The organism is Senimuribacter intestinalis (genome assembly GCF_943192965.1).
Taxonomy (GTDB): domain Bacteria; phylum Bacillota; class Clostridia; order Peptostreptococcales; family Anaerovoracaceae; genus Senimuribacter; species Senimuribacter intestinalis.
In genome coordinates, this window is sequence record NZ_CALPCF010000013.1 from 42,486 (window position 1) to 67,247 (window position 24,762).

Sequence of the window (24,762 nt, forward strand, 5' to 3'; positions counted from 1 at the left end):
CGAAAAAAGGATGTCCTGCAAATTGCAGACATCCTTTTTATTTAGCTTTTATAATCCAAGTTCTTTTATTTCTTCTTCAATGTGTTTGAGTTCTTCGTTTCTCTTGGTTTTCTGTGTTGTGGTCTTGACGGTTGGTTTGTCGGATAGGAAGTACTTCTTCACCATCTTGTACGCTGGCATAGTGGCATTGATTTCAGCCATATCCAGATCAAGCTGCGCCTGCAAGTCATCCAGACTCATGCCCTTTTCATCAAGATAGGATTTATCGTAAACGACTTTTGCCCAGAGCACCACATCGCTTGCCTTGTTTCTGGTAAAGACCATGCTTTCTTCCACATAAGGCAGTACATTGATCAGATTCTCAATCTCCTCCGGATAGACATTCTTGCCATTTTTCATGACGATAACATTCTTCTTGCGTCCGCAGATGAACAGGTATCCCTCCTCGTCAAAATATGCAAGGTCACCAGTGTGGAGCCAGCCATCTACAATCATCTCATCAGTAGCTTCCTGATTATCGTAATAGCCCAGCATAACATTGTCGCCGCGAACGACGAGTTCTCCAATGCCCTCTTCGTTGACATCGATAATCTTTCCTTCTACGTTAGGCATCAGTTTACCGCAGGAACCCGGTTTCAGATAGCGATAAGTCTCACTGGAAATGGTCGGCGATGTCTCCGTCAACCCATAGCCCTGTACTGTAAGAATGCCGAAGTCATTAAGTCCCTTAGCAACTACCGGATCCAAAGCCGCTGCGCCATTGATAATAAAGCGCATTCTTCCGCCCATCTGATCGATGATATCTTTAAACAGCTTCCGTCGCACATTGATTCCTACTTTTTCAGTCAAATCACAAATCTTCAGTGCCGCCTGCACCTTGCCGCTCTTGCCCTGTTTCTCTATGCCCTTCATAATCTTCTTGTACATATTTTCAAGAAGCAGCGGCACACTCATAATAACAGATACGCCGTATTCCTTCATGTTTGCGCTTACATATTTCAGTCCTTCGCAGAAACAGTTCTTCATGCCTTGGGACAGGAAAGTCAAAAGCCCACTCATACCGTAACAGTGATGCAAAGGCAGAATCATCATATTCACATCGTCAGGGAAAAACAGTTCTTCGCAGTTCATACCATAGTTACAGCTCATGAAATTTCGATGAGAAAGCATTACCGCTTTGGACTGCTCCGTCGTCCCCGATGTAAAAAGCAGATAATTCATTGCATCCGGATCAATTTCGGCTTCCAGATATCTAAAGTCGCCGCCTTCTACCAGCGCACGACCTTTGTCCAGAAGATCCATCAGCAGCACACCTGTCTCTGACTGAAAATCCATGGCTACGATCATGGAAAGACCTGTAGATTTCTCCGCAAAGATTTCCTCAATCATCTTCGCACTTTTCTTATCATAAAAAATCGCTTCCGCCTTACTTCGATTGAGGCAGCTTACGATTTCTTCTTTTTGTAGGGCTTTATCAAGGGGCACTGTAATACCCACGCCGCAGCTCACTGCAAAGTATGCAAGGCACCAACTGTAGCTGTTCTCACCGATAACTGCAATGCGCTTATCTTTATAGCCACATTCAATCAGTGCTGTGCCCAGATGTCCCATGGTCTCAAAGAGCTTTGCATAGGTGGTGTTGATATAGTTGACTTCTTTAGTTTCTTTGTTCTTGATTTTCGTCACAAACGCCACTTTATCCGCATACTTTTCTGCAGATGTTCTAAGCAAATCGCGCAGATCGCGAAACTCATGAAATTTCTTTTCTAGTTTATAATCTTTCATATTTTTTCCTTCTGTATAATAGCAAGTTCTTCTATATAATAGAATAGCACGTTCCAGAGACGGTGTCAAACGCTTCGCGCTACTCTTTTATGACAATTCCCAGCATCTTCGCCAGTTCCGCAGCCTGAAAAAAATTCACCTTTGCGCCTTTCAGCTCACCATTTTCACTAGATACCCTGATTCCCTCCAAAATACATGTAGTAAAATCAACATCCTTTAGTTTCGTTTTAAAAAACTCCGTTCCAATGCATTGATTCTTATCCATCTGTAGTTTTTTTAATTTACAGTTTGCAAAAAATGCATCGGTCAAATCACATGTAGCAATGGTGCACTGCTCCAGCTTTGTCTCTGTAAAATTCGCCATCGCCATAGCACAGTCTGTAAAAAAGGTGTTGCTGATGCTGCACTGACTGAAGTCCGTGCCCACAAGCTGGCAATTATCAAACTCAGTGCTGTTAAACCAGCTTCCCGTAAAGCTGCATCCCGGCAGCTGGCAATTTTTGAACAGAGCAGTTTTAAAGTCTGCCCCCTTAAAGCGACATCGAATCAGCGTACAATTTTCAAAAATTACGGTATCGAAATTCAGTCCGCTAAAATCCTCTTCTTCAATATGCTCGCCACTGAACCGAACCTGCTCTATGTCCTGCTCCTCCTGCCTGCACCTCCATGCGCAAGAATAGAGATCGCTGTCAGCACTGGGCAGCTGAAGCAAATAGATATTTGATGATTTTTTCTGTGTCATTGGTAAACTCCTTTGCGTTCATTATACCACGATGATTCCGCTGAAAATAGAATCGGAAGTCATGATCCAATGAACGCTTCCTTGCGGCAACGCCGGTTTCATTCTTTGCGTTCATTATACCATGACGTTTCCTTTGAAAGTAGAATTGGAAGTCATGATTCAATGAACGCTTCCTTGCGGCAACGCCGGTTTCATTGTTTGCGTTCATTATACCACAATTCCCCTCCCCTGTCTTCCTTATCGTACCGCCTTCCTGCCAAAGAACACATATCAAATAAGCGTAGCGATCCAGCACCATAGCTATGGTACGCTATATTTATGTAATTTTTTATGGCACGATGCTGCTGAATACGGCTGCCGAGAAAAAAGGAGAAATTCCCTTGACGAGACTTCATCTTTGTGTTAGTATTTTCTATAACAAATTTTATAAAAAATAAACCGTTGACCGAGAGTAGTAGCAGGCAGAAGCTGTCTACAGAGAACTGCAGGTGGTGAGATTGCAGTGATATGCATGTCGTGTGAATGGACTTGGGAGGGCAACCTGAATCGCCTTTATCACTTAGGCGTAGTATGGAAGACGGGTTCGACCGTTATATCGAAGGACATATGGTAGTATGTTCAGAGTGCGCCTATCCGTGAGGATAAGCGAATTAGGGTGGTATCGCAGAAGCTGCAGCTTTTGTCCCTATCGGGGCGAAAGCTTTTTTGTTTGTCAAAAGTCTTTCTCCCCTTCCAAAACACGAAGAAAGATGAGGTACAAAACATGAAAATGAATGACACACAGTTTAATTTGATGAAACAGCAGCTCCGCTGCGTAACCACTTTTTCCGGCAATCTCTATCAGAAAAAATATAAGGACATCGACATTGACATTATGACATTTATGGACTGACCGAAATTTACGGTCCGGGAATCGGCATCAACTGCAGCAGAGAAACCCCTATGCACTACTGGGACGATTATCTCTACATCGAAATCATTGATCCACAGACTGGCAAGAACGTACCTGACGGCGAAACCGGTGAAATCGTCATCACTACTCTTCGCAAAGAAGGCGCACCGCTGATTCGCTACAGAACCCACGATCTTTCAAGAATTGTACCGGAAAGCTGCAGCTGCGGCTTGAAATTTCCGAGAATTGACCGTATAATAGGAAGAAGTGATGATATGGTAAAAGTCAAGGGCGTCAATATTTATCCCGGTCAGGTAGAAGATATCCTGCGGGACATCCATGGCGTCAGCAGCGAATACCAGATTTCCATCGACCACATAAACGGCAAAGATGTCCTCACCCTCTCTGTTGAAACAGAAGAAGGAATTGATACTGCCGCCGCTGAAAGCTCCATTGGTTCTGCCTTTAAGACAAAGGTCGGACTGGCGATCGAGCTAAAGGCCGTTGCTGTAGGCAGCCTGCCGCGCAGCGAAAAAAAGACGAAGAGAATTTTTGACTACAGAAATAACTAATATTCCATACACATGAATAAAACGGAGGTTTATAACATGAAACGAGTATTTTCCGGCGTACAGCCGACCGGCAACATTCACCTTGGCAACTATCTGGGCGCTCTGCGTCAATTTGTTGAATTGCAGGACGATCATGAATGTATTTACTGCATCGTGGACATGCACGCAATTACCGTTCCGCAGGATCCAAAGGAACTGAAAGAACATATCCTGGACGTTGCCGCGCTTTATATCGCAGTCGGCATCGATCCAAAAAAATCCATCATTTTCGTGCAGTCCGATGTTTCTGGACATGCGGAGTTATCATGGGTTCTGACCTGCAATTCCTATACCGGCGAACTTTCCCGCATGACACAGTTTAAGGCAAAAAGCAAGAACAAGGAATCCGCACCGGCAGGGCTTTTCACCTACCCGCTCCTGATGGCTGCCGATATCCTGCTCTACGATGTTGACGTCGTGCCTGTAGGCAATGACCAGAAGCAGCACATTGAACTAACTCGCGATATCGCCATCAGAATCAACAATACCAAGAAAAAAACCTTCGTCGTACCGGAAGGTCGCTACATGAAAGAAGGCGCCCGCATCATGGCACTGGACGATCCGACCCAGAAGATGAGCAAATCCGCAGAAAATGTTCACAGCAGAATTTCCCTGCTGGATGATCCTGCTAAAATCAAGAAATCCATCATGAAAGCGACCACTGACTCAGAAGGCGTAGTGCGCTTTGATCCAGAAACAAAGCCTGGCATCAGCAATCTGATGAACATCTATTCTGTACTGTCCGGCAAAGCTTTAGACGAAATCGAAAAGACCTACGAAGGCAAAGGTTACGGTGATTTCAAGAAAGACCTGGTGGAAATCGTGGTCGATGCTTTAGCACCGATTAAAGCCAGATACGAAGAAATCCGTTATTCAGAGGAACTGATTGAAATCCTAAAAGATGGCGCAGAAAGAGCTAAGGCAATTGCAAATCCTGTAATGCAGAGAGTCAAAGACAACTTCGGTCTGGGACTTTAATAAAAAAAGTTGTGCAGGAGGCGTTTTCCGCTTCAATGCACAACTTTTTTCTTGCTGCTTTACCCTGTGTTCAAACCACATATCACGATCCACTGGACTGATAGCTTCGCACACCAAACCGCCATAAAAGCCACGCCGGCGCCATAAACCAGCATGCCAGAAGCGGCACAAATACAAAGAATCTCGAGGTTTCCTGTCCAATCAAATAGAGAAACGGATAATACTGCACCAGCGCATAGGGAATCACAAAAGTCGTAATCTGCAATATCTTTTTTCCGTAAACACCCATGGGATATTTCCCGTATTCTCTGGCACCGTCAATAAAAATATTCATAAACTCCAGTCCTTCCAAGCTAAAAAAGCTGAATGCCGCATAGATCAGAAACATGGCTGAAAATACCACAATACCACCTACAAGCATATTGATAATGGTAAGAACCTTTGTAATATCCCACGAAACGCCACCAGCTGAAATCCCATATACGAACATCACTACTGCCTGCAGCATCCTTCCCATACGCGTCAGTTCAAATTCACTTCCAAGCACCTGCAAGACTTCACTTTGCGGTCTAACCAGAACACGATCAAACTCCCCCGTTCGTACCATATCTGGAAACATATCAAAGCCTCTGGCGACCATTTCTGCCAAAGAAAACTCAAGCAGCAAAATAGAAAAGCACAAAAGCACCTGACTGTATGTAAAGCCTTCCACCGCTGAAAATCTTTTAAACATAAAAAGGATTCCCAAAAAAACGTTAAAAGATACCAAGAACTGCCCCACAGCTGTAAGGAGAAATGATGCCTTGTACTGCATGGCTGAGCGCACGCTGATGGACACATAATGCCCGTAAAGCCTGACTGCTTTTTTTATTTTCTTCATCGTTATCACCCTCCCTGCACCACGGCACTTTTTTCTGCCTTTCTGCACAAAATCTTTCCCATCAAGGTAATTACAACCAGCCAAAAGATCTGAAGACTGATAGCCTGTACCAGTTCAGTGCCATTAAGGCTTCCGCTGTAAATCCTCAGAGGAACGTTTTGCATAGCTGCAAAAGGTAGCATCTCCAGCACCTTCGCCAACTTCTCTGGAAAAAACGGAATGGGAATAATTGCACCGGCAAGAAAATCTATGGCAGAAGTAAAAACCATGCGAACACCTCGAGGCGATATGGTAAAAAAAGCAAGAACATAAATCAGCATACATACCGATACGGTCACTGCAAGTCCTAATACCATCGCTGCCAGAAACAACATAAAATACGGCAAACTGGCTGGCATGCGCAGCCCGTAAGGCGCAGGCACAAATACCGCAATCAGCAAAATAGGAAAACACCGCAAAACTGCCCGCGACAGCCGATTTGCAACGCTTCTTGCAAACCACATATTATAGATGTCAACAGGTCTTGCCAATTCATAGGCAAGATTTCCCTTTCTGATTGCCTCAAAGATTTCCCCTTCTAACATCCAGACCGCAAAAAAAGCGAGAAACGCCTGCTGCAGCCACACATAGGAAATCGTCGCAGAGAGTGACATGGGAAAAGCTGCAGCGTCTGCCTCGTAAAAAGCGCTGAAAATCATAACTTCCATGAGTCCCCAAAAGAACTGGGTACAGACGCCTGCCAGGGCCGCTGCACGGTACTGCATACCCATGACAAAGCGCAGTCTGAAAAAAGATAAATACTTTTTCATCTTATCACCGCCTTAAATATCATAGGTGTGATACAGCTGTGCAATGATTTCGTCAATGTTAGCATTCCCTTTTTGGATATCTGCTAGGATTCCATCCATTAGGATTTTCCCCTTGCCGATGAGAATAATCCTTCCTGCTAAGGCCTCGATGTCCTGCATATCGTGGGTCGTTAAAATCACCGTGGTTCCATGTTCTTTATTCTGCCGTTTTATAAAATCTCTGACCGCCAGTTTTGACACAGCGTCAAGTCCGATAGTCGGTTCATCCAGAAACAATATACGAGGTCTGTGCAGAAGGGAGGCTGCAATCTCACAGCGCATCCGCTGCCCCAAAGAAAGCTGCCTTACCGGAGATCGCAAAAGCTGCGACAGATCTAAAAGTTCCGTCAGTTCTTCAAGACTCTGTTTGTATGTTGCGGCAGGAATGTCATAAATATCTTTCAGCAGAGAAAAAGAATCGATAACCGGCACGTCCCACCAGAGCTGTGAACGCTGTCCAAAAACAACGCCAATTTCGCGCACATGATCAATCCGATTCCGATACGGTACTCTACCGTCAACCAAAACCTTTCCACTGTCCGGCGTCAAAATACCACTGAGAATCTTAATGGTAGAACTTTTTCCTGCTCCATTTGGGCCGATATAGCCGACCATCTCCCCATCTGCTATAGTAAAATTGACATCATCCAGGGCATGCACTGTTTCATATTCTCTGCGAAAAAGCGCCTTGCAGGCTTCCTTCAAACCTGCGTTTCTTCGGGCAATCCGATAGGTCTTGCTCACATGTTCCATAGTAATCATCGCACACTCCTTCCTGCTTCAATACAAAAACGTAGGATTATGATTATACCAAGGGTAGTGATATCTGTCAATTAAAACTATTCTCGTAAATATCAAGGAACACTGTCACAAATCTTGCCTGCGCCTTTTCTTCTTCTGTTCCAGAAGTCACCTGCCAGCCATAAGCTTTATATAGCTGATAAGTGAAGCTTGTTAGCGGTGGTAACGAAAATTCATCACGAATTTTTGCAATACCTGCAAGTACTGTACAGATAAAAAAAACAGACAGCTTTCGCTGTCCATTTTGGTGCGCCAGACAGGAATCGAACCTGCGGCCTTCACATTCGGAGTGTCAAGCTGTTTGTCTAAATTTCAACGTTTATATAGCTTGGGTGCAACATGGGTGCACGGTCGATGTGAAGGTCCGATAGGTCATAGCCCTGTTTTTCGCGGTTAGATTCTTGCATAAATTCCATATCTCAAAAAGTATAAATATGACAATTTATTTCTATTTATACTTCTCCCAATACTTAATCAGCGCTCTTGCGGTTGCCTTTCCGTAAGCCTCTAGCTCTTTCTTCGTGTCAAAACCTTTCCGGTCGGTCTTGTTATCCACGAAGCCGTATTCCACCAGCACCGGCACGCCTACACCTTTGAGGAAGTACAGGTCTTTGGTGTACTTAACGCCTCTGGTGTTCTGCCCTTCCTTTTTCAGTTCCGCGATAATCAGGTCAGCCAGCACCTTTCCGAGGCGGCTCTTTGTTACGCTGCCTTTCCAAACCCAGACTTCGTCACCATCGCCGCCACCGGCATTAAAATGTCCGTCAACGGACACTACTCTGTAGCCTTTCGCTTTGTACCTCGCCATGTCTGCAACGTGCGCCGCAAGTGACATGCCGCTGCCGTCCTTTTCAGGATATGCCACCTTGTATGTGCGTCCCTTATGCGCCAGCAGCTCCTTTCGGCAAGCTTCCATCACAGTTCTCGCCATGTCAGCTTCTACAAATTTACCGCTGACCGCGCCGGGATCTGCGCCGCCGTGCCCTGCAGATAAGTAAAACAAAATTGGTTTCTTTGCCATCTTTATTCCTCCTTCACTTCCGGCAAGCCTGCCACGCTGGTCAGCATAGATAATACACCCGCCAACACCGATGCGCTGCATACTACCTGCCAGCTAACATCAGACAGTACCACGCTTGTCCCAATCATAGCAATAGCTGCCTGTGCCATTGTCTTAATTGCTCTGATTCCTGCTGCTTTAAGCCATGTCTTACTCATTTTCATACCTCCTACTTTCCTTTATGTTCCAAATATGCTATTTCCGCTTTGTTTTCGTCTACGCGCTTAAATACTGTTTTCACATCTCGCTCCAGCACTGCGGTGCGCTCGATAAGATTGTTATGCTTGTCCTGCTTTTCCTCAAGACGCTGGATATCTTTTCTGACTTCAGCTAGCGCCGCATCAACCTTAATGTCCTGCGCTCTTTGCTGTTTACTGGACACTATCAGCTGGACAACAATCAATCCTGCTGCGGTAATTGCTGCTGTCATAATTTCTGTCATATGTACCTCCTTGTTTATAGCTATTTAGCCTGCTGGCTACTATTTGATTTCTGCGGTAATCGCCACTTCTTCACTTTGTGTATTATCCTTCTGAATAATATATTCCATCACTGCAATTGGCTACCCAGATTTTATCTCCATAACTTACCTTACTACCTTTAGATAAATCACTTAACGTCCATGTTTCTCCGTTCTCTGAATAATAAACTCCTTTTCCTGTTCCTGCTATAAAAATACCATTATTACAATTTAAAGAATAAATTTTAGTATTAGCTATACCATCACACGGGTTCCAGTATGATCCTGTGATTGATTTATACATACTGGTACCACCTGGGTTTGAGCCTGTATCTTGACCAATTAAAAGTATTCCTCCATCATAATTAGCGTTTGAAAAACGGGCTTTTGCTTCTTTTATATTGGTTTGATTCCACGAACTTCCATCATAAGAATATAGAATTCCTTTAGTGCTCGTATCATTACCAGTATTACTGGCTATTATATAATGATTACTACCCTTCGTAGCGGTAACATAGCAACCTTCTGTTATATTACTTTTACTCCAACTTTTTCCATCATTTGAATAGTAAATTCCAGTACTCCAACCGCCAAGAATCCATTTACTTGTATTACGTTTACAATAAACACATCCAATTCCATCATTGGTTATATTGCTTCTTGTCCAAGTTTTTCCATCTGTCGAATAATAGATTCCAGTTTTATTATTATAGTTACCACCCATTATCCATAAATTATTTGCATAATATACACCAGAATAACTTTTAGAAGTTATATTACTTTGAACCCATGATACTCCATCCGTGGAATAATACAATCCATAACTTGGTCTAGTGGCAACCCATACGCCATTCCCATAGCATAAACCAGAAAAGTTCCCGGTAACATTATTCTCGCTCCATGTTTTTCCATCACTAGAAATGAGGAATCCGCCGCCACTAGATTTTGGAACAACATACATGCCATTTCCGTATACAATTTTATATGAAAAACTGCTTTTATCTATATTACTTTTAGTCCACTTTCTCCCATTTGGAGCAGGTTCTTTAGAGAGTTTCCATTCGTTGTTTGTCTTGGTATATATGTCTTTTGCTTTTTTCCAGACGCCATCTATTTTTACAAATGCAGAACTGATATTTCGCCATGAACCATCGACTTTAATTTTTCCATTCATGCCTATCATCCTCCTTATTCATATTGAATCCAGATATCTCCGTCCTGTCCATCTGATACTGTAGGTTCAGCTGTGCTGATTTGAATATTTCTAAAACAAGCCCCATTATTCTGAGTCGATTGTAGATTTTTCATAACGCTATTAGAATAAGCAACAGATTCATTACTACCAAGCTTTATAGTACTTCCATTTATTTTAATTGTGCTCATCATGTAATCAAGAAGAATATACATGTTTTGCGTGTAACTTCCCATTAAAGCATTAAACTGTCTTGCTGCTACCGCACTCCCCATTGTGTGGTCATACAATTCAGCACCATTTAAACCTAATGACAATGAACCTCCAGAGTTAATACCACCATTCAGGGAATTTGTTTCGATTTTAAAATCGTACTTACCCGAATATATATTAGTTTTTGAACCATCGCCTGTAGGTTCTTCTCCAAAACTAATCTTGGCATTGTCTGTTTGGAATTCCAGTATTCCAGTCATAGTATCACCGGATTTCTGAACAAGACCACTGATGTCAGGTGCCGGTACAGCTGCAAATTTTTCATCCACATACTGCTTATTCGTGTAATTTGCATCATTGTTAAGCTGAGAAACCTTTGTTGGGATATCTGCCGTATTTGCTTTGCCCGTAAGCACAGCATTCGTGTTTGCAGGAAGATTTGCCACCTTATTTTTCTCAGCAGTCGTATAGTCATTCGTGGATAATCCTTTTCCGGCTTCTGCGTCAACTTTGTTACCTACCATTTCCAGCATTGCATCAAACATTTCACCAAAAAAACCAAGGGATACTGCATCGTTTGTCTCTGAATTATCGCCACCATCAGACATTTTCACAAGCCCATACGTCGTTGTCGTTGCATTTGGAACGGACTGCAACGCACTCTGCACCTTTGCTTTATCTGCGTCAGTGTAGTCATTGGTAGATAATCCTTTTCCTGTTACTTTATCCACCTTGCCGGAAAGCTCCGCCTCGAACTCAGTCGTTGTCATACCGGCATCGCCTTTATCGCCTTTGTCACCCTTTGGACCTTTCAAACCTGCAAGTTGCTCAGCAGTGAAATCTCCATAAGTGAACGGGTCGCCTTTGTCGCCCTTAGCACCGGCAACACCCGGTTCACCCTTATCACCAGGCTCACCTTTATCGCCTTGTGGACCCCGAAGTGACTCTAATTGCACCGACGTAAAATCAGTATAGGTGAACGGATCTCCTTTGTCACCCTTATCGCCTTTCGCACCCTGCAAAGGTCCATTATTCACCCAAACCTGCCCAACCGCATCATAAATATAAATATCATACGGTTCCGCAGCACCCACGCCATATGCAGCGCCTTCAAAAGGTGTTATCTGCGCTTCAAGCTCTGCCACAGTCGAAAAATACCCACTTACCTTGAATCCCAGACCAGTATCCCCCTTCGGACCCTGCGGTCCAGTTTCACCCTGGATTCCCTGCAAGCCCCTGTCGCCCTTATCTCCTTTGGGTCCCTGAATGCCTTGAAGACCTTGCTCGCCTTGCGGTCCTACTGGTCCGACTTCACCTTGAATTCCCTGTTCACCCTGGATACCCTGCGGTCCGATTTCGCCCTGATCCCCTTTATCTCCTTTGTCACCTTTGGGCCCAGTAAGACCAATGGGGCCTTGTGCGCCAGTTTCTCCAGTGTCACCTTTAGGACCGCGCTCACCCTGCAGTCCACGAGGACCAGTTTCTCCACGAACACCTTGGATACCCTGAAGACCTTGCTCCCCTCGTTCACCCTTTTCGCCACGCTCGCCTTGCGGTCCGACCTCACCAGTTTCACCCTTTGGTCCTCGCAAAAGTTCGAGCTGCTCTGCAGTGAAGTCCTCATAGACAAACGGTTCACCCTTATCGCCCTTGATGTTTCCAAAGTCAAATTGTTTTCCTGACTTCGTAATAACAATCAAATGGTCGCCATCATCTCGCCGCACCGTCTCTATAGATTCAGCAAGCGCCTTATCTGCACGATCTGCTGCATTAATCAGCATATCTATTACCTGTTCGTAAACATCCTGTGTCGGCGATTCTACAGTCTTGCCCGCCACATATCCATTGCTTACAAGCACTGGAATATCCACAGTACGCAAATCAAAGCGCATCTCATCAGTCGTTACCACGCCCTCATCTCGCATACCCACAAGCGACAGCACAAATCCGCCCTGCTGCAGTACCTCCCACGGAATCACGCACTGGTCCTCCACAAGGATTTTTTGTTTCTTCACCCCATTTCGAGTAAACACAGCAGTCTTGCACAAACCCTCCCAATCAGGAGAAAATGAAAACACCGCATTCAAATAGTTCTTACTGCCTGAGGCGATAATCTTCTTCTCCAAGCACCGGAGGTGTTGTCCATTTACCTGAAAATGTATATTCACCATATCGGAATCTCCCTTCGTTTTTCTTTTTCTCTACTATAACGCAAAGAGGAGGCTATTTCGCCTCCCGACCTTTACGCTTCGCCTCGAATCAGTTTCCCGATTGTATCGTCATATGCCTTTTGAAATGTCGATTTTCGCTTAGCAGATTCTTCAAGCACCTTTGCCCAGACCTTTTCAAACTTCCAATCATATTTCATACAGTAGCTTCCTATCAGTTTCTTCGCTTCTACTTCATCCCCCTTATTCAAAAGGCTTGCAGCCTGTCCAGCAATCACATTCTGCCGCTGCGTCTTCACCGATGAATCCCACTTTTTAGAATCCGCACCGGAACCAAGCATAGCCTGTCTGATTTCCTTGGCAGTTTCCGAGTTGCCATTTTCATCTGCTTTCGCATAAACTTTTGCAAACTTAGACCGGTTCCGGCTATCTTTCATATTATACCGGAGCTGCTTCATAACAAATTCTACTTTCTCCTCAGGAACAAACAGCTTTGCAGTTTCCCTCGCAATAGACTCAACATCACGCCATAAGCTCCCCACAGGAAGACCCGTCAAGCTGGCAATTCCGCCTACTGTTTTCTTTAAAGCAAAATATGTTGTTGCCGTATCCGATTTCCAATACTGTAAAGAGTTTACTAAGTCTGCAAAACCAGCCATATCCATTCGAGATACGTCATACCCTTGTGCTAAAGATAGAACGTCTCTCACGCCCGGAAGTAACCCCGCAGGATTTGCATTATCAAGAAAACCCTGTCCGGCATAAGATAGCCATTTTTCAAAGAATTCCTTATCGTCATCATCTTCACCGCCGCCGCGAAGTGCATCAATCAGTGCAGCCGCTGCACCAGTCATCGCTGCGGTAACAAGATGCGTTGTCAGAACTCTGGAGCCGCGCTTCACTGCCGCCTTCTTATTTCCTGCATCCCAATCTCTTCTTGCCAAAACATATTCAGTTCTCAACATATTCCAGGTCTTTGTCGGCTCAGCCATGAAAGAGGTTGCCGTCTTGCTGAACAAATCGGTCTTTCTCATAATTTGCGAACGGTGAAATACCGAGTCAACAACCTGCGTTCTGTCCACTACATAAGAAAATCTTTCACTAACCGCATTCCAGTAAGCCTCACTACCTTCCTTAAGATCTGGTTTTGTTGCTTCAACCTCTTTCTTCACGGCACGCCAGATAATCGACCAGGTCAAATCATCAGCATTACCATACATATCCATGAACAATTTATCTGCGATATTCTTCTTGTCCAAAAAGATATCCCGCATATCTCTAGCAACGTCTGTGTTATAAAACCCCCACGACTTCCAGCGTGCAATCGGGCAATGTTCCTGCATCTCCTGTTTCGCCTCTTTATTCAGCACCGGAAGCGACTTTCCACTTGGCAATGCTGCCAAAAGATACCGCGTATCCATCACCGCATTTGCTCTGAAAAAAGCCGTCGGCTGTTGTACCAGCACTCGCAGATTGGCGCCAATTTTCGCTTTCTTGTAGTTAGCCACCAGCTTATTAGCCATTTCATGGTCGCGGTTTTTCACATGATTCTGATTGACATCTTTCATGAACTGCGAAATATAATCAATCGCACTTCTTCCGAAAGCTCGTTCCAAACTCTGATGCACAGACCCAACCTGTTTACCGTCGACATTTGCCCTATAGTTATATACTCGTTCAAAGTCTGTAATCGCAGGAACCAGCGCATTGTACATACTCATCGTATTCACATGCTGCGTAAACACGTTGAAGATATCATCAAGGACAATTGGATTGCCTGCATTGACAACCGTATTCTTCGTGAAGCCCACATTCTTTATCTTTGCAGGATTCGACTTGTTATCAAAGGACTCATTTAAGAATGCGTCCGAAGACTTGATTGGAAAATAATTTTTCTCCCTAAACTTTTTGTAACCATACAACTTCATAGAAGTTTCGTTACCCCAATCCGCACAGGTTTCATTCATGAATTGCTGCAACGCGTCTGCAACTTCCCTCTGCTCTTTCGTCAGCGTACCGATAATATGTTCCACCTCTTCCACAGAAGGCATTACATGAGAAGAATCAAGAACCCGCTGGGACCAAGCCTTCGTGATTTTCTGATATTTCTTATCAATAACCGGAATCGGTGCAGATGTCATACCGGAACCAGCAACAATATGGCTCACCGCCTGTTCACGCTTCATCAGACAATACAGCGACATCACCTGAGATGGAACTAATTCAATAGTTCTACCTCCGACCTCAAACTTCTGCGTTCTTGCATTGTCATCAATCCAGTCTTTTATATGGTATTGCTTCCTGAGCTTCTCCACGAAATCCATTGCCACCGTTGTATTATTGATGTGGCGGTCAAGTCCATTACGCATATTCTGATGCAGTGTTTCCATTGTTTTACCCATCAGCATAAAGGCGTCTCTTGGAGTCGTATTCGTCCACTGGAAGAAGTCGCCCATTGTATGTTTCGTACCTTTTCGGTTCTTATAATGAAATTCTGAAGTTTCATGCATTACCTGCTGCGCATACTCGGAGATATTCTCTTTCAAACCATCAGAAAATGTTTTATTTGCAGAGCTTATCGCAAACCGGATATTCTTCACAAGCCTGTACACACCGGCAAGCTGTTCTGTCTCAAGGTCTTCAAAACGCTTGCCTTCCAAAGCCACGCTCAGGTCATCAATCAAAGTTGAAATCTCATCGTCAGCTTCAAGCGTGCTGGACTCCTGCGCCATGATTTCTTTATATGCCTTGTTCAGTGCTGCCAGCTTAATCGTCTTTTTCGACGGACCATTTTTCTCAGCGTACTTATCCTTACGTTTCGTGCCAAAGTCAAAGCTCTCCAGCATCTCAGCCACAGCTTTTCTGTAATTCTCCGGAATATGCTTCGTTTCAGTCGGACGCAGGAGAGAATCAGACAGCCACTGCGAATATGCTTCAATGCGACTGGTGTAGTATTTCCTGTCCTTCCTGTCTTTGTTCTTCTCCTTGATTTCACGAATCTTATCTTTATAGAACTGATCCTTCTTTTCAAGGCGCTCATTGGCACGCTTACGCTGCTCCTTCATTAAAGCATTTCTTTCAGCCTTTACTTTTTCAATAGCTTCCATTTTTTCATTGTATGCCCTGTCAGCAAAAGTTTCCTTTTGGCTAAGGTCATATCCCAGTTGCAGCACGTCCTTTGCAATGGTATCCGCAAACTCTGCAATCTCGCCTTCCGAATAATCCTCCGTATACGGTCTCATGCCCTCAACGGTATCAATAATATTATACAGCTGGTCAACCTCATTGGTGTACTCCGATGCGTCAAATAACTCCGGATAAGTTTCCGCCAGTTCCTGATAGTACGTATCAATAGAAACACCCTTGTTCCTAGACAGACTCAATGTTCCGAAGTGGGCTTTTCTCAAGTCTTCAAAGTCAACCACATCATTCCAATATGTCTCGTCCAATTTTAAAGTCGTATTCTTTAAAGATTTTCTAAGATCAGTGTACTGCTGCCAGTACTCATCGTGAAGAATTTCCATATTGCTCACAACCTTTTCAGCCACATTTCTGCAAAGGTCATCAACCAAATTCCAGTTACCATCAGGTTTTCTCATTTCAGCGAACAGCTTTTTCATATCCTCCATAATGCTCTGATGCACTACAGGAAGTCTCTTTCCGATGTATGCGTCCATCAGCTTTGTCACTTCACGCCCGGTCTGCTTTGGATCCGGCACAGCAATCTTGGAGCGTTTAAATTCACCTTTCAACCGCTCGACTTCCTTTTCGAGAGAAGAAATCCTCTCCTGCGGAGTTTCCTCATTATCCTTTAACTGGAAGCGTCCCACATCAGTTACAATATCATTTACTGTCAAGTTATTGACATTGTTCAGCTGCTGTAGTAGACTTATTAAAGGAGCAGTGTTGCCTCCGCGGGTACTGCCCATCTGGGTCGCCGCGGTCTTGGAAGGCACACTGCTTTGTTGTATTATGCCTACCTCGTGAAGATAATAACTTTGATCATTGAGCTGTTTATTACGATTCACGACAACTCCCATGTAAAAATCTACCTTATTGATACTGATTGGCGCTGCCAGAACAACTGTATCATAACTCCTGCCTTTCCATTTGTATTGGGCATCTATAATCTGTCCTTGTTCAATTACTTTTGGCACTGCGGTAAATGCAACTGCTTTATTCCTACCTATACCGTGACCTAACGAAGATTTGACACCATTCCGGTCAAGTTCCACATCTCCTAAAATCTGATTCTTTGCAACGTTGCCAATCTGGTCAAAATACCTGCTAACCTGCGTAATTAAATCGTCCTGACCTTTTGCAAATTCATTTCCTATCATGACGGCTACAGGCTTCATATTTGCCACAGCCTTCATATTATCCAGCGCCTGGTGCTTCGTCATGTTGAATTCGCGAATGTCACCATTCTTTAGCTGATACCGAATATCCGGACTATCCGTCGGATTCTGATTGTCCACATTCTTCACCTGAGAAGAATCAAAAACAACATAGGACAAACCTCGACGCTTAACATCTTCACCAAAGCCTCCTGTGCCACCTTCATCAAGAATCAGCCCATCATAATCATATCCCATTTCCTCGATGAATTCCTGCAAATCCATACCGTCTGTCCAATCAGGCAAACCACTTTCCATCAGCGGCGTACCAGTCCCCCACTTCTGATAAAACTTACTCTCAAAAATCGCCCTTTCCTGAGAGTTCCGTGTATCAAACGGCTTCTTAATGTTTAAAAACACCTTATATGTATCAGGATTCCCTGCGGAACTTTTAACACGCAAAGAAGATGCTCCCGGATTTTGGTAGTTATCTGCATACTCTTTATTTTGCGTAAAATATGTTCCTTCTCTGAACTCCGTAAATCCAGCTTCCGGTGTGCCATGATACATAACAAGAAGTCTTCCCTGTTCATCACGAACTTTGCTGTCTTTGAAATAGGCCTGCTGATTTCGGGACAAAGTCCGCCTTTCTGAGTCCTGTGATTTTAAAGAGAGTTTCCCATTACTGTTACTTTTTTGCTCCGCCTTTTTAAACGCCTCAGCAATTGCATTATTTTTTGAAAAGCTATTGCCTTTTTCATCTACATATGCTACTCTATCAATAGAACCATATTTGGTTACGTCTGACGGGAATTGTACCCTGAGTGAGGATAACCAATCATTGGTTCTATTTTTATTAGGTTCAATATACAAAATTTTTGACTCAGTAAGTAAACCTTGAATGTTCTTCCTTGTACGGCTATATGCACTGGTAATAATCTCGATTTCGTGTACTGTCGCATTTGGTTTATTCATAGCCAGCTTCATAGCAGCCATAACCGTGTCTCCGTTACTACCTTTCAGCTCACCTAAAATCGTAATACTATTCAGCTTTGTCTTAGACTGCATAACAACAATGGGCTGCTCAATCATTCTCGGAATCCCTTTAATCACCTCAGCAGACATTTCCGGGTGTTCCTCCATAATCTTTGCAATCTTTGCTTTATGGAAACTAATTTTCTCCCCTCTTACTCCTATACTCTTAAGTGCCTCCGAAACTGTTCCAACATTAAAAAATCCACCTGACTGTTTCCGTTCTTCTTGAGTGGTAGTATCCATCCATCTATCGAACTCATCGTAAAATTTTTCATTAATTGAATATTTCGCTTCACTTTGTCCAGTTTTCACACCCACGCCCTCATTCAGTGCCTTCATCTCCTTCGATTCCAAAGAAAATTTCTCAGACTCGTTGCTTTTTTGTGAGGAATCGGATATACTATCATTAGTAGATGATACTTGCTGGGACTTTATGTCCCCTGTATAGTCATGACTTTCTTGTAAAGTGGAGGCTAAGTGCAAGTCGTCTACTTTTTTTATATCTGTAATGTCATACAAATATTTATGACCATCAGCATCATTACGAATGACAAGTGTAGCTTCATATGCTTCACGATTGCTTTTATGAGATATCACAAATCTTGTACTATATTTGTAAAATCCGTACTTCGCATCTTTATTATGCTTATCCTTCAGATTCTTTTCCCATCGCCGGTTTGTTGCAATTTCAATAATCTCGCCAATCTCCTGTGATGTTTGATTTTTTACATTCAACAGTTTTTTTCGATTCCTCATTAACCAACGAGTATATTTAGACTGCGTGAATTCACTAGGTAAATCTTTTCCAATATATACTTTCTGCCCGCTTTCAATAATCGGATAGAAATTTCCAATATCCTCTGCAATCAAATCCGCAATATAATTGTGCATTTTTACAGAATTCGGCTTGCTTGCGACGACATTTTGGTCAAGCAATACATAAGGTTGCCCGATGTTATCATATTTAATGGAATATTTCGCCTGGCTTCCCTCGTTCTTTACCCCAATACTCTCATTCAGCGCCTTCACCCACAGTCTCTCAGCCTCTTTCAGCGCGTCAATCTCTTCAAGCCACTTTCCCTTGGCGCTTGCGTTATCCTCGCCGTGAGAGCGTGTAGCGAGCCTGTGGAAGGTATCGAGCAGCGACCGGATACCATCGAGCAGCTTTTCACCCAAAGACCGATTCTCAAGAGCCAGTTCAGAAATCGCCGCATAGTCCGTGAAGAATGCGTCTGTCGCATCAGCAAGCAGCTCGTCCTCTGCCTGGGCACGAGTCAGTTCTACGCCGCTTGCCGCATAACGTTCCACCATACTGCGCACCATTTCATCATACTTATTCTTATCAGCTTCATAGAACTTGCGGAAGACATAATCCTTCAATTCCTGATATGCTTCCGGCGCTGTCTCCTGCAGGTTATGGGTCAGTTCATGCTTCAACACGTCAAATACCGGTGCCTGCGATTTTGCAGAAATATAAATCACGCCGTCCTGATACTTGCCGTTTGCCACATCTTTGCGCGAGCCTGCGTCAATCTGATCCACTACAACAATATTCTTTCCGGTAACATCAGCCACCATGCGAAGAGCGTTAGACTGTTCCTTGCCAAGCTTCCTTGCGTTCCGCTCAGACAGTTCCAGCGTGCCTCTGGTTCTTTCACCCTTCACTACCTGCTGCTGCATCGCCGTAGCCTGTTCCTGTTCAGCAAGGTACACCTGATTGCCTGCCTGATAAGCAGCCATCTTGATGTCTTCGGTGATATATCCCTGATACGCTTTCGCAATTGGAATCTGGTCATAGTTATAATTGACTCTGCCGCCCTCATAGTATGTAGCAAAAGCTTCCATGAACTTCGGCATATCGGCAAGCTGCACCTTCTCCATGCCTGCCGCGAAAATATCCGCCGTGGTATCGTCCATGCCCACCGTGAAACGCTGAAAGAGTTCTGCCCTTGCGCTCTGCTGCGCTTCTTTCAAGATACTCTGTTTCTGGACAGCACGAATCACAGCCTCGTGCTCAGTCAAGGCTTTCATTGTCTCAGCGTTCGTAGCTGGCAGTTTCATTTTCAGCTCCCGCATTAAAACTTTACGCGCAGGAATATTATCGACAGAAGCCACACGCAAATCCTCTGCTGTAGCAGTACCAGTTTTAATTCTGGCGATAGACTTTGCCTGTACCGCCGCTGTCTCCGGATCGGCGTGGAACACGTTGATTAAGTTTTGTTCAATGCGGCTTGCGTTATTGTCCACGCGAAGAGCAACCACGTTTTGAATATTTCTGCCATAGACATCATTAACAAAACCCTTCTTCGGAAGATAGCCGTCAATATCTCCGGCTTTTTCCGCCACCATGCGTTGTTCCTTCTCTGCGGCTTCCTGCGCTTCAAATATGGTTCGGTTTCTTTCGTATTCTTCTGCAACGGTTTTCTGCACCAAATCGTCAATCTGCGCGTCTAAAACTTCTTTTCCACTTTTCTGCTGCGCTTCCAGCGTCTGTGCAAACTTATATGCATCGCTTTCCTCGCTCTGTGCTTTCGCTGCCTGAATAGCCTGCGCCTTTTCCTTCTCTGTATACGGTTCAGTAGATTTTGTATCAGAATTTCTGACACCATTCATAACAGCACTACCGCCGCCAAGCACACCTGCCATCGCGGCGCCTATACCAAAATCATGCCTTACATTCTGCCAGTACTCCTTTGTTCCATACTGTTTCAAAGCGTCTTTATCATAGACTCGCTCGTACAGCGGTTGAACAAAATCTTCGATTGCCTCTTCAGAACCTTCCGCAGCCATACCCATACTTCCTTTTACAGTAGCCCTTACTGCCTTGTATACCGCATTTTTCGGAAGTCCTTTCTTTACCAATTTGTCCGTGATGCCGTTGGCAAGCTTAAAAGACACTTTTTCAATCGGATTATCAAATATACCTTTGCCTACAGTTTTCTTAAATGGTCCAAACAGTGAAGAAATCTTTTCAGTAGCCGTTGCTGCACCGCCGGCAGCAAGACCCACAAAAGCCTGTTGTCCTTTCGTTGCTCCGGCCTCTCTTGCTGTCATGGAAGCATCACCAAAACCTTGGATAAACATAAAAGGGAGTGAACCTGCACCAGTCACAGCACCAAGTGCAGCATTTCCGCCCCACATTAGTAATGCAGACGAAACGTCAACTGCACTTCTCCCCAGTGCACCCATGCCCTCTTTTGCTTTTTCCAGATCCTCTGCACCAGACTGTCTCAGCGCACTTGCCTTTGTTTGCAGTTCCTTAGCGGATGCGTCTGCAGTCGCCTTAATCTGCTGGTGCTGCTTGTCTACCTTCGCTTCGTCCTGCTTCGCTTTCAGACGATAAGCCGCAATTTCAGCCGGCGTTTTTCCAACAAAGCGCCGGTCGTTAGTGCCGTGCTGCCTGTTGGACTGTACGTGCATTTCCTTGCGGATTCTGCCCTTTGACGGCGGCGCATACATCATGGAAGCAGCGTTCATGTACTGACTTCCAAGCTGCTTGCCGGTGCCTTTCACAATATTGCCTATCTTTTCGCCTGCTTCTTTATTTCCCTGACTAACATAATATCCTCTGCTGCCCTTACGCCGCTCCTGCGACCTTTTATTCTTCGCGTTATCAGTTCGGAACTTGCCCGTCTTTTCATCAATCTGACTGTTCTTCGGTGTACTTGTCTTTGTATTTTTTACAGTCTCACGCATACTTTTCGCCGCAGAAGCACCGGCTTTCGCGCCGGTTGCTACTGCGGATTTAAATTTTACCTGTTTATAACTCGACTGCGAGGTCCTCTTACTGCCAGATGAAGAACTTGCTTGACTAAGCTTCTTCTTTTTTTCTCTTTCGTCCGCTTCTCTTGCAATCTTTAATGATTTATCCCAATTTATTGCCATAATTTATCCCTTCCCTATTTCTTTTTATTCTGCTTATCGTAATAATTCTTTTTCTTCTTTGCCTGACTTTCTGTAAGGTACCCATTTTCATAATCACGCTTAATAGTTTTAATCACTCCCTCATTAGAAAGCCCTTTCTTCTTACCATTCGCAATATTCACTTGCGTACGAAGCGCATTCATGTTTTTCTGGTAGCTACTTTTATTTTTCGTTCGTGGATCAGTTTTTTTCTTATTATTGTTTCCAGAGCCACCTGATCCTCCAGAACCGCCACCGGAACCGGAAGACTTACTTGCATTCAATGCTGCGTATCTATACGCCAAGTCGGCATCTTTGTACTTCTGGTCGCTGGTTGCTGTGCCTTTCTTGACTCCAAAATACTTAGCCACTTCACTTGTCGCATAACCATAGGTATTCCACGTATCCAGCATTTTCTTATACTTAAACTCATCCTTCTGCATCTTCTGGTTAAACTCCTGTGCCTGCTTGTTCAGCTTGTAATTCTTTACATCAAGATCATAGGTCTTATCAAACTGCGCGTCAGCAACCTTGTCACGCTCCTGCTGATAGCCGAAGTTACGATCATCCACATAATTTTGGAAATCAAAGTTCTGATCGTACTCATACTTACTGCGGTTATAATCCCTGTCATTGGACCATCTGCCATATGCACTGTCGTCAAGCGCCTGCAGCGCACCCAGCGCATTCAAGTTATAATTCCTTTCATTATTGTACTTTTCATAAGCCAGCGCCTCCAGCTCCGGAATCTTATCCGTCAAAGCCTGGTTATATTCATTCTGTGCCTGCGCTGCAGCACTTGTCGCGTAAGAAGATGCTAAACCACCCGTGTTAATCGCAACATCAGACAGCGTGTTCTGCCTTGCAGCATCGCCCAGCCTTTTATACTGACTCGCATATGCCTGATATGCCTGGTCAGTCATCGGGTTATAATTAAACTTTTCCCCGCTGGCCACTTTATTCACAAGCCCGGAAATTGTATCCTGATACGCCGACTGGTACGCACCGGACTCTTGATACTCTTTCTTTTCGTATGCCATAAAACTTCCTCCTCATGGTTTTCTCTATCATCTCACATTCTCCGAAAAATTTCGCCTACCTACCACAAAGGAGCAAGATTACTCCTGCTCCCCCTGTGATAATCGTTCTTCAATATTCTGCAATTCTCTGTTTACCTGCGCCTCAATCTGCTCCAAAATCTGGTTCATTTCCCGTTTCATGGACTCCGCGTCCTGGCTTTTTATGCGCTGCACCTGTATCATTTGATTCCACTCCCCTGTCTGCATAACCGTACAATCGACTCAATCCTCGTTCTGCCCTTCCCTTCAAGACGCAGTCTGAACTTGTCACACCGCCTTGGTACAATCGGTAAGTACATAGACCTGCGTTTATCCGTGTAGAGATGGCTAACAAGCTCCCACGGTCCATCATCAACAGAAATCAGCACTGATAATTCTGCCTGATCTTCCATCTCAAACCGCATTTGAATCTTAGAATAAATCTTATTATTCTCCAGATACTCATCATACTCTCCGAAGGTCGCAGACCATAATATCGGCATATCTTCCGGTATAAAATCCTTATCAGCGTCAATGATATAAACCTTGTTAACTCCTGCGTCAATATAAATCAGCTTGCCAGACAGAAAGGTAAACATTGAAGCATGGGTGTTGTCCTCCAGGTGCCACATTCTCCGGGTCAAATCATAAGCAAAGAAATCCCAAGTTCCGTCCTCTCGCTTCATCGAAACGTAATACTTCATCAGGTTAGTGCCAGCCACCGCCTCCGTATACTTGTACTTAAAATTCTGCGAAATTAATACCGGATACGTGCCGTCATAGGCAACAATTCCTTCCCTGCTCTTGTAATAAATCACCCCGTCCACCGTCTGTATAGACTTATGACAGCCTTTCTGCAGCCCTTTGCACTGGATTGTATCAATCTGATATGTTGACGGCTTGTTGTTGCCAAATAGCCTGTGGATACAGTCTTCCTTGAAGAAAGCAATGTGCGTTGGAAACGCCGTCACACCTGTAAAATCGCCGTCAGTTCCCACATCAACTGCATAGGCAGAACTTGCAATCATCGTATAATCATTCCAGTTCTTCGGGTCACCCAATTTGCAGCTGTAAATCGTATTTCCCTTACAGCCCCATAGCCGGTTATTGGATTCTATTACAAAGTCCATGTCCGGTACTGGTCGTGCAATCTTTACAGAACCAAACTCATTATACGTACCCGCTTCCTTGTTCGCGTCCGGAATCTGAAAAGAATTATCCGGAAACGTAATAACATTCGCCTCAATCTTGACAATCTTTGCCGTGATATTATTATCTGTACAAGTTGTGAAACCAGTCAAAGCCACCGTATCCTCTGCGGCAAAGTTGCTGAAATCTGCACCTGGAATCGTGAGAGTATTCGTCGTAACCGTAATATGTGTGCCGTCCAAAGGACCTGTATCAAAGAACGCCTCCAAAGATTCCATTCTATCTGTAATCAGGTTATAACAAATCTTGTCCGGCCAAATACAAATCTTATTGTTTATCGGCGCCAGCACCTTTTCACCCTCAGTGTCAAGAGAACCCTTACGCTCATCACCATAATAAAAAGTCTTCCCGTCCACGTAGGCGAGTTTTTCTTTCCAGGCAAGGATATTATGGGGTCTTGTGATTTTATCGCTGTACAAGCCTCTGGGCTTGCGCTGAGACAGGACGGGATAATAGTCAGAGGTCAGGTTCTGCATATCCCGCATTTCACCGTCATCAATCATCGGTGCATTGGAATACCCCTTAAACTCAATGACCTGTCTTCTTACCGGTTCAACACTTGCCGTCATTTCTGGTAAATATCCCATAAA

17 protein-coding genes and 1 other annotated feature are annotated in these 24,762 nt (G+C 44.2%); of the genes, 3 read left to right on the forward strand and 14 right to left on the reverse strand.

Annotation, left to right across the window (positions count from 1 at the left end):
• Positions 1-48: 48 nt before the first annotated feature.
• A complete protein-coding gene (locus NFR88_RS11445) occupies positions 49-1,785 on the reverse strand; it encodes an AMP-binding protein (protein ID WP_251616071.1) in 1,737 nt (578 codons plus the stop codon).
• A gap of 79 nt (positions 1,786-1,864) precedes the next feature.
• Positions 1,865-2,527, reverse strand: a complete 663-nt coding sequence (locus tag NFR88_RS11450) for a pentapeptide repeat-containing protein (RefSeq protein ID WP_251616074.1) — start codon at positions 2,525-2,527, stop codon at positions 1,865-1,867.
• Between the two features lie 432 nt (positions 2,528-2,959).
• Positions 2,960-3,217 (forward strand) — a binding site (T-box leader).
• A gap of 73 nt (positions 3,218-3,290) precedes the next feature.
• Between NFR88_RS11450 and NFR88_RS15095 the strand changes: the two genes are divergently transcribed.
• The 3 genes from NFR88_RS15095 to trpS are packed head-to-tail and all read left to right on the forward strand — an operon-like array spanning position 3,291 to position 5,008.
• Positions 3,291-3,419: a hypothetical protein gene (locus NFR88_RS15095; RefSeq protein WP_285813876.1), complete on the forward strand. Its 129-nt coding sequence runs from the start codon at positions 3,291-3,293 to the stop codon at positions 3,417-3,419.
• 50 nt (positions 3,420-3,469) lie between these two features.
• Positions 3,470-3,991, forward strand: coding sequence for a phenylacetate--CoA ligase family protein (locus NFR88_RS11455; protein WP_465250587.1), 522 nt, complete (start codon positions 3,470-3,472; stop codon positions 3,989-3,991).
• 36 nt (positions 3,992-4,027) lie between these two features.
• Entirely contained in the window at positions 4,028-5,008 is a 981-nt protein-coding gene (trpS, locus tag NFR88_RS11460) for a tryptophan--tRNA ligase (protein ID WP_251616077.1), read from the forward strand.
• An 82-nt stretch (positions 5,009-5,090) separates the two neighbouring features.
• Here trpS and NFR88_RS11465 read toward each other — a convergent pair whose 3' ends face one another.
• The 12 genes from NFR88_RS11465 to NFR88_RS11520 all read right to left on the reverse strand — a co-directional run bounded on the left by NFR88_RS11465 (position 5,091) and on the right by NFR88_RS11520 (position 24,759).
• Entirely contained in the window at positions 5,091-5,888 is a 798-nt protein-coding gene (locus tag NFR88_RS11465) for an ABC transporter permease (RefSeq protein ID WP_251616079.1), read from the reverse strand.
• A 5-nt stretch (positions 5,889-5,893) separates the two neighbouring features.
• Entirely contained in the window at positions 5,894-6,697 is an 804-nt protein-coding gene (locus NFR88_RS11470; RefSeq protein ID WP_251616082.1) for an ABC transporter permease, read from the reverse strand.
• A gap of 12 nt (positions 6,698-6,709) precedes the next feature.
• Positions 6,710-7,498 (reverse strand): ABC transporter ATP-binding protein, encoded by a 789-nt coding sequence (locus NFR88_RS11475; protein ID WP_251616084.1) that lies wholly within the window; start codon positions 7,496-7,498, stop codon positions 6,710-6,712.
• A 487-nt stretch (positions 7,499-7,985) separates the two neighbouring features.
• Positions 7,986-8,558, reverse strand: coding sequence for an N-acetylmuramoyl-L-alanine amidase (locus NFR88_RS11480; RefSeq protein ID WP_251616086.1), 573 nt, complete (start codon positions 8,556-8,558; stop codon positions 7,986-7,988).
• A 2-nt stretch (positions 8,559-8,560) separates the two neighbouring features.
• Complete coding sequence (locus NFR88_RS11485; protein WP_371874467.1) at positions 8,561-8,755, reverse strand: holin; 195 nt, start codon at positions 8,753-8,755, stop codon at positions 8,561-8,563.
• A gap of 11 nt (positions 8,756-8,766) precedes the next feature.
• Complete coding sequence (locus tag NFR88_RS11490; protein WP_160202472.1) at positions 8,767-9,039, reverse strand: hypothetical protein; 273 nt, start codon at positions 9,037-9,039, stop codon at positions 8,767-8,769.
• Positions 9,040-9,121: 82 nt separating this feature from the next.
• Positions 9,122-10,231 (reverse strand): WD40/YVTN/BNR-like repeat-containing protein, encoded by a 1,110-nt coding sequence (locus tag NFR88_RS11495; protein ID WP_251616088.1) that lies wholly within the window; start codon positions 10,229-10,231, stop codon positions 9,122-9,124.
• Between the two features lie 14 nt (positions 10,232-10,245).
• On the reverse strand, positions 10,246-12,588 hold the full coding sequence (locus NFR88_RS11500; protein WP_251616089.1) for a collagen-like protein: 2,343 nt from the start codon (positions 12,586-12,588) through the stop codon (positions 10,246-10,248).
• 116 nt (positions 12,589-12,704) lie between these two features.
• Positions 12,705-21,887 carry a MuF-C-terminal domain-containing protein gene (locus NFR88_RS11505; RefSeq protein ID WP_251616090.1) on the reverse strand — a complete coding sequence of 3,061 codons (9,183 nt, stop codon included), beginning with the start codon at positions 21,885-21,887 and terminating at the stop codon, positions 12,705-12,707.
• A 14-nt stretch (positions 21,888-21,901) separates the two neighbouring features.
• Positions 21,902-22,945, reverse strand: a complete 1,044-nt coding sequence (locus NFR88_RS11510) for a hypothetical protein (protein WP_251616093.1) — start codon at positions 22,943-22,945, stop codon at positions 21,902-21,904.
• A 78-nt stretch (positions 22,946-23,023) separates the two neighbouring features.
• A complete protein-coding gene (locus NFR88_RS11515; protein WP_251616096.1) occupies positions 23,024-23,167 on the reverse strand; it encodes a hypothetical protein in 144 nt (47 codons plus the stop codon).
• Complete coding sequence (locus tag NFR88_RS11520; protein WP_251616098.1) at positions 23,164-24,759, reverse strand: hypothetical protein; 1,596 nt, start codon at positions 24,757-24,759, stop codon at positions 23,164-23,166. The genes NFR88_RS11515 and NFR88_RS11520 overlap by 4 nt, the downstream gene beginning before the upstream one ends.
• Between the last annotated feature and the right edge of the window lie 3 nt (positions 24,760-24,762).

Excerpts from the sequence above, each read along its gene's own strand:
- NFR88_RS11445 (WP_251616071.1), bottom strand. The coding sequence starts at position 1,785 with ATGAAAGATTATAAACTAGAAAAGAAATTTCATGAGTTTCGCGATCTG.
- NFR88_RS11450 (WP_251616074.1), bottom strand. The coding sequence starts at position 2,527 with ATGACACAGAAAAAATCATCAAATATCTATTTGCTTCAGCTGCCCAGT.
- NFR88_RS15095 (WP_285813876.1), top strand. The coding sequence starts at position 3,291 with ATGAAAATGAATGACACACAGTTTAATTTGATGAAACAGCAGCTCCGC.
- NFR88_RS11455 (WP_465250587.1), top strand. The coding sequence starts at position 3,470 with ATGCACTACTGGGACGATTATCTCTACATCGAAATCATTGATCCACAG.
- trpS (WP_251616077.1), top strand. The coding sequence starts at position 4,028 with ATGAAACGAGTATTTTCCGGCGTACAGCCGACCGGCAACATTCACCTT.
- NFR88_RS11465 (WP_251616079.1), bottom strand. The coding sequence starts at position 5,888 with ATGAAGAAAATAAAAAAAGCAGTCAGGCTTTACGGGCATTATGTGTCC.
- NFR88_RS11470 (WP_251616082.1), bottom strand. The coding sequence starts at position 6,697 with ATGAAAAAGTATTTATCTTTTTTCAGACTGCGCTTTGTCATGGGTATG.
- NFR88_RS11475 (WP_251616084.1), bottom strand. The coding sequence starts at position 7,498 with ATGATTACTATGGAACATGTGAGCAAGACCTATCGGATTGCCCGAAGA.
- NFR88_RS11480 (WP_251616086.1), bottom strand. The coding sequence starts at position 8,558 with ATGGCAAAGAAACCAATTTTGTTTTACTTATCTGCAGGGCACGGCGGC.
- NFR88_RS11485 (WP_371874467.1), bottom strand. The coding sequence starts at position 8,755 with ATGAGTAAGACATGGCTTAAAGCAGCAGGAATCAGAGCAATTAAGACA.
- NFR88_RS11490 (WP_160202472.1), bottom strand. The coding sequence starts at position 9,039 with ATGACAGAAATTATGACAGCAGCAATTACCGCAGCAGGATTGATTGTT.
- NFR88_RS11495 (WP_251616088.1), bottom strand. The coding sequence starts at position 10,231 with ATGAATGGAAAAATTAAAGTCGATGGTTCATGGCGAAATATCAGTTCT.
- NFR88_RS11505 (WP_251616090.1), bottom strand. The coding sequence starts at position 21,887 with ATGGCAATAAATTGGGATAAATCATTAAAGATTGCAAGAGAAGCGGAC.
- NFR88_RS11510 (WP_251616093.1), bottom strand. The coding sequence starts at position 22,945 with ATGGCATACGAAAAGAAAGAGTATCAAGAGTCCGGTGCGTACCAGTCG.
- NFR88_RS11515 (WP_251616096.1), bottom strand. The coding sequence starts at position 23,167 with ATGATACAGGTGCAGCGCATAAAAAGCCAGGACGCGGAGTCCATGAAA.
- NFR88_RS11520 (WP_251616098.1), bottom strand. The coding sequence starts at position 24,759 with ATGGGATATTTACCAGAAATGACGGCAAGTGTTGAACCGGTAAGAAGA.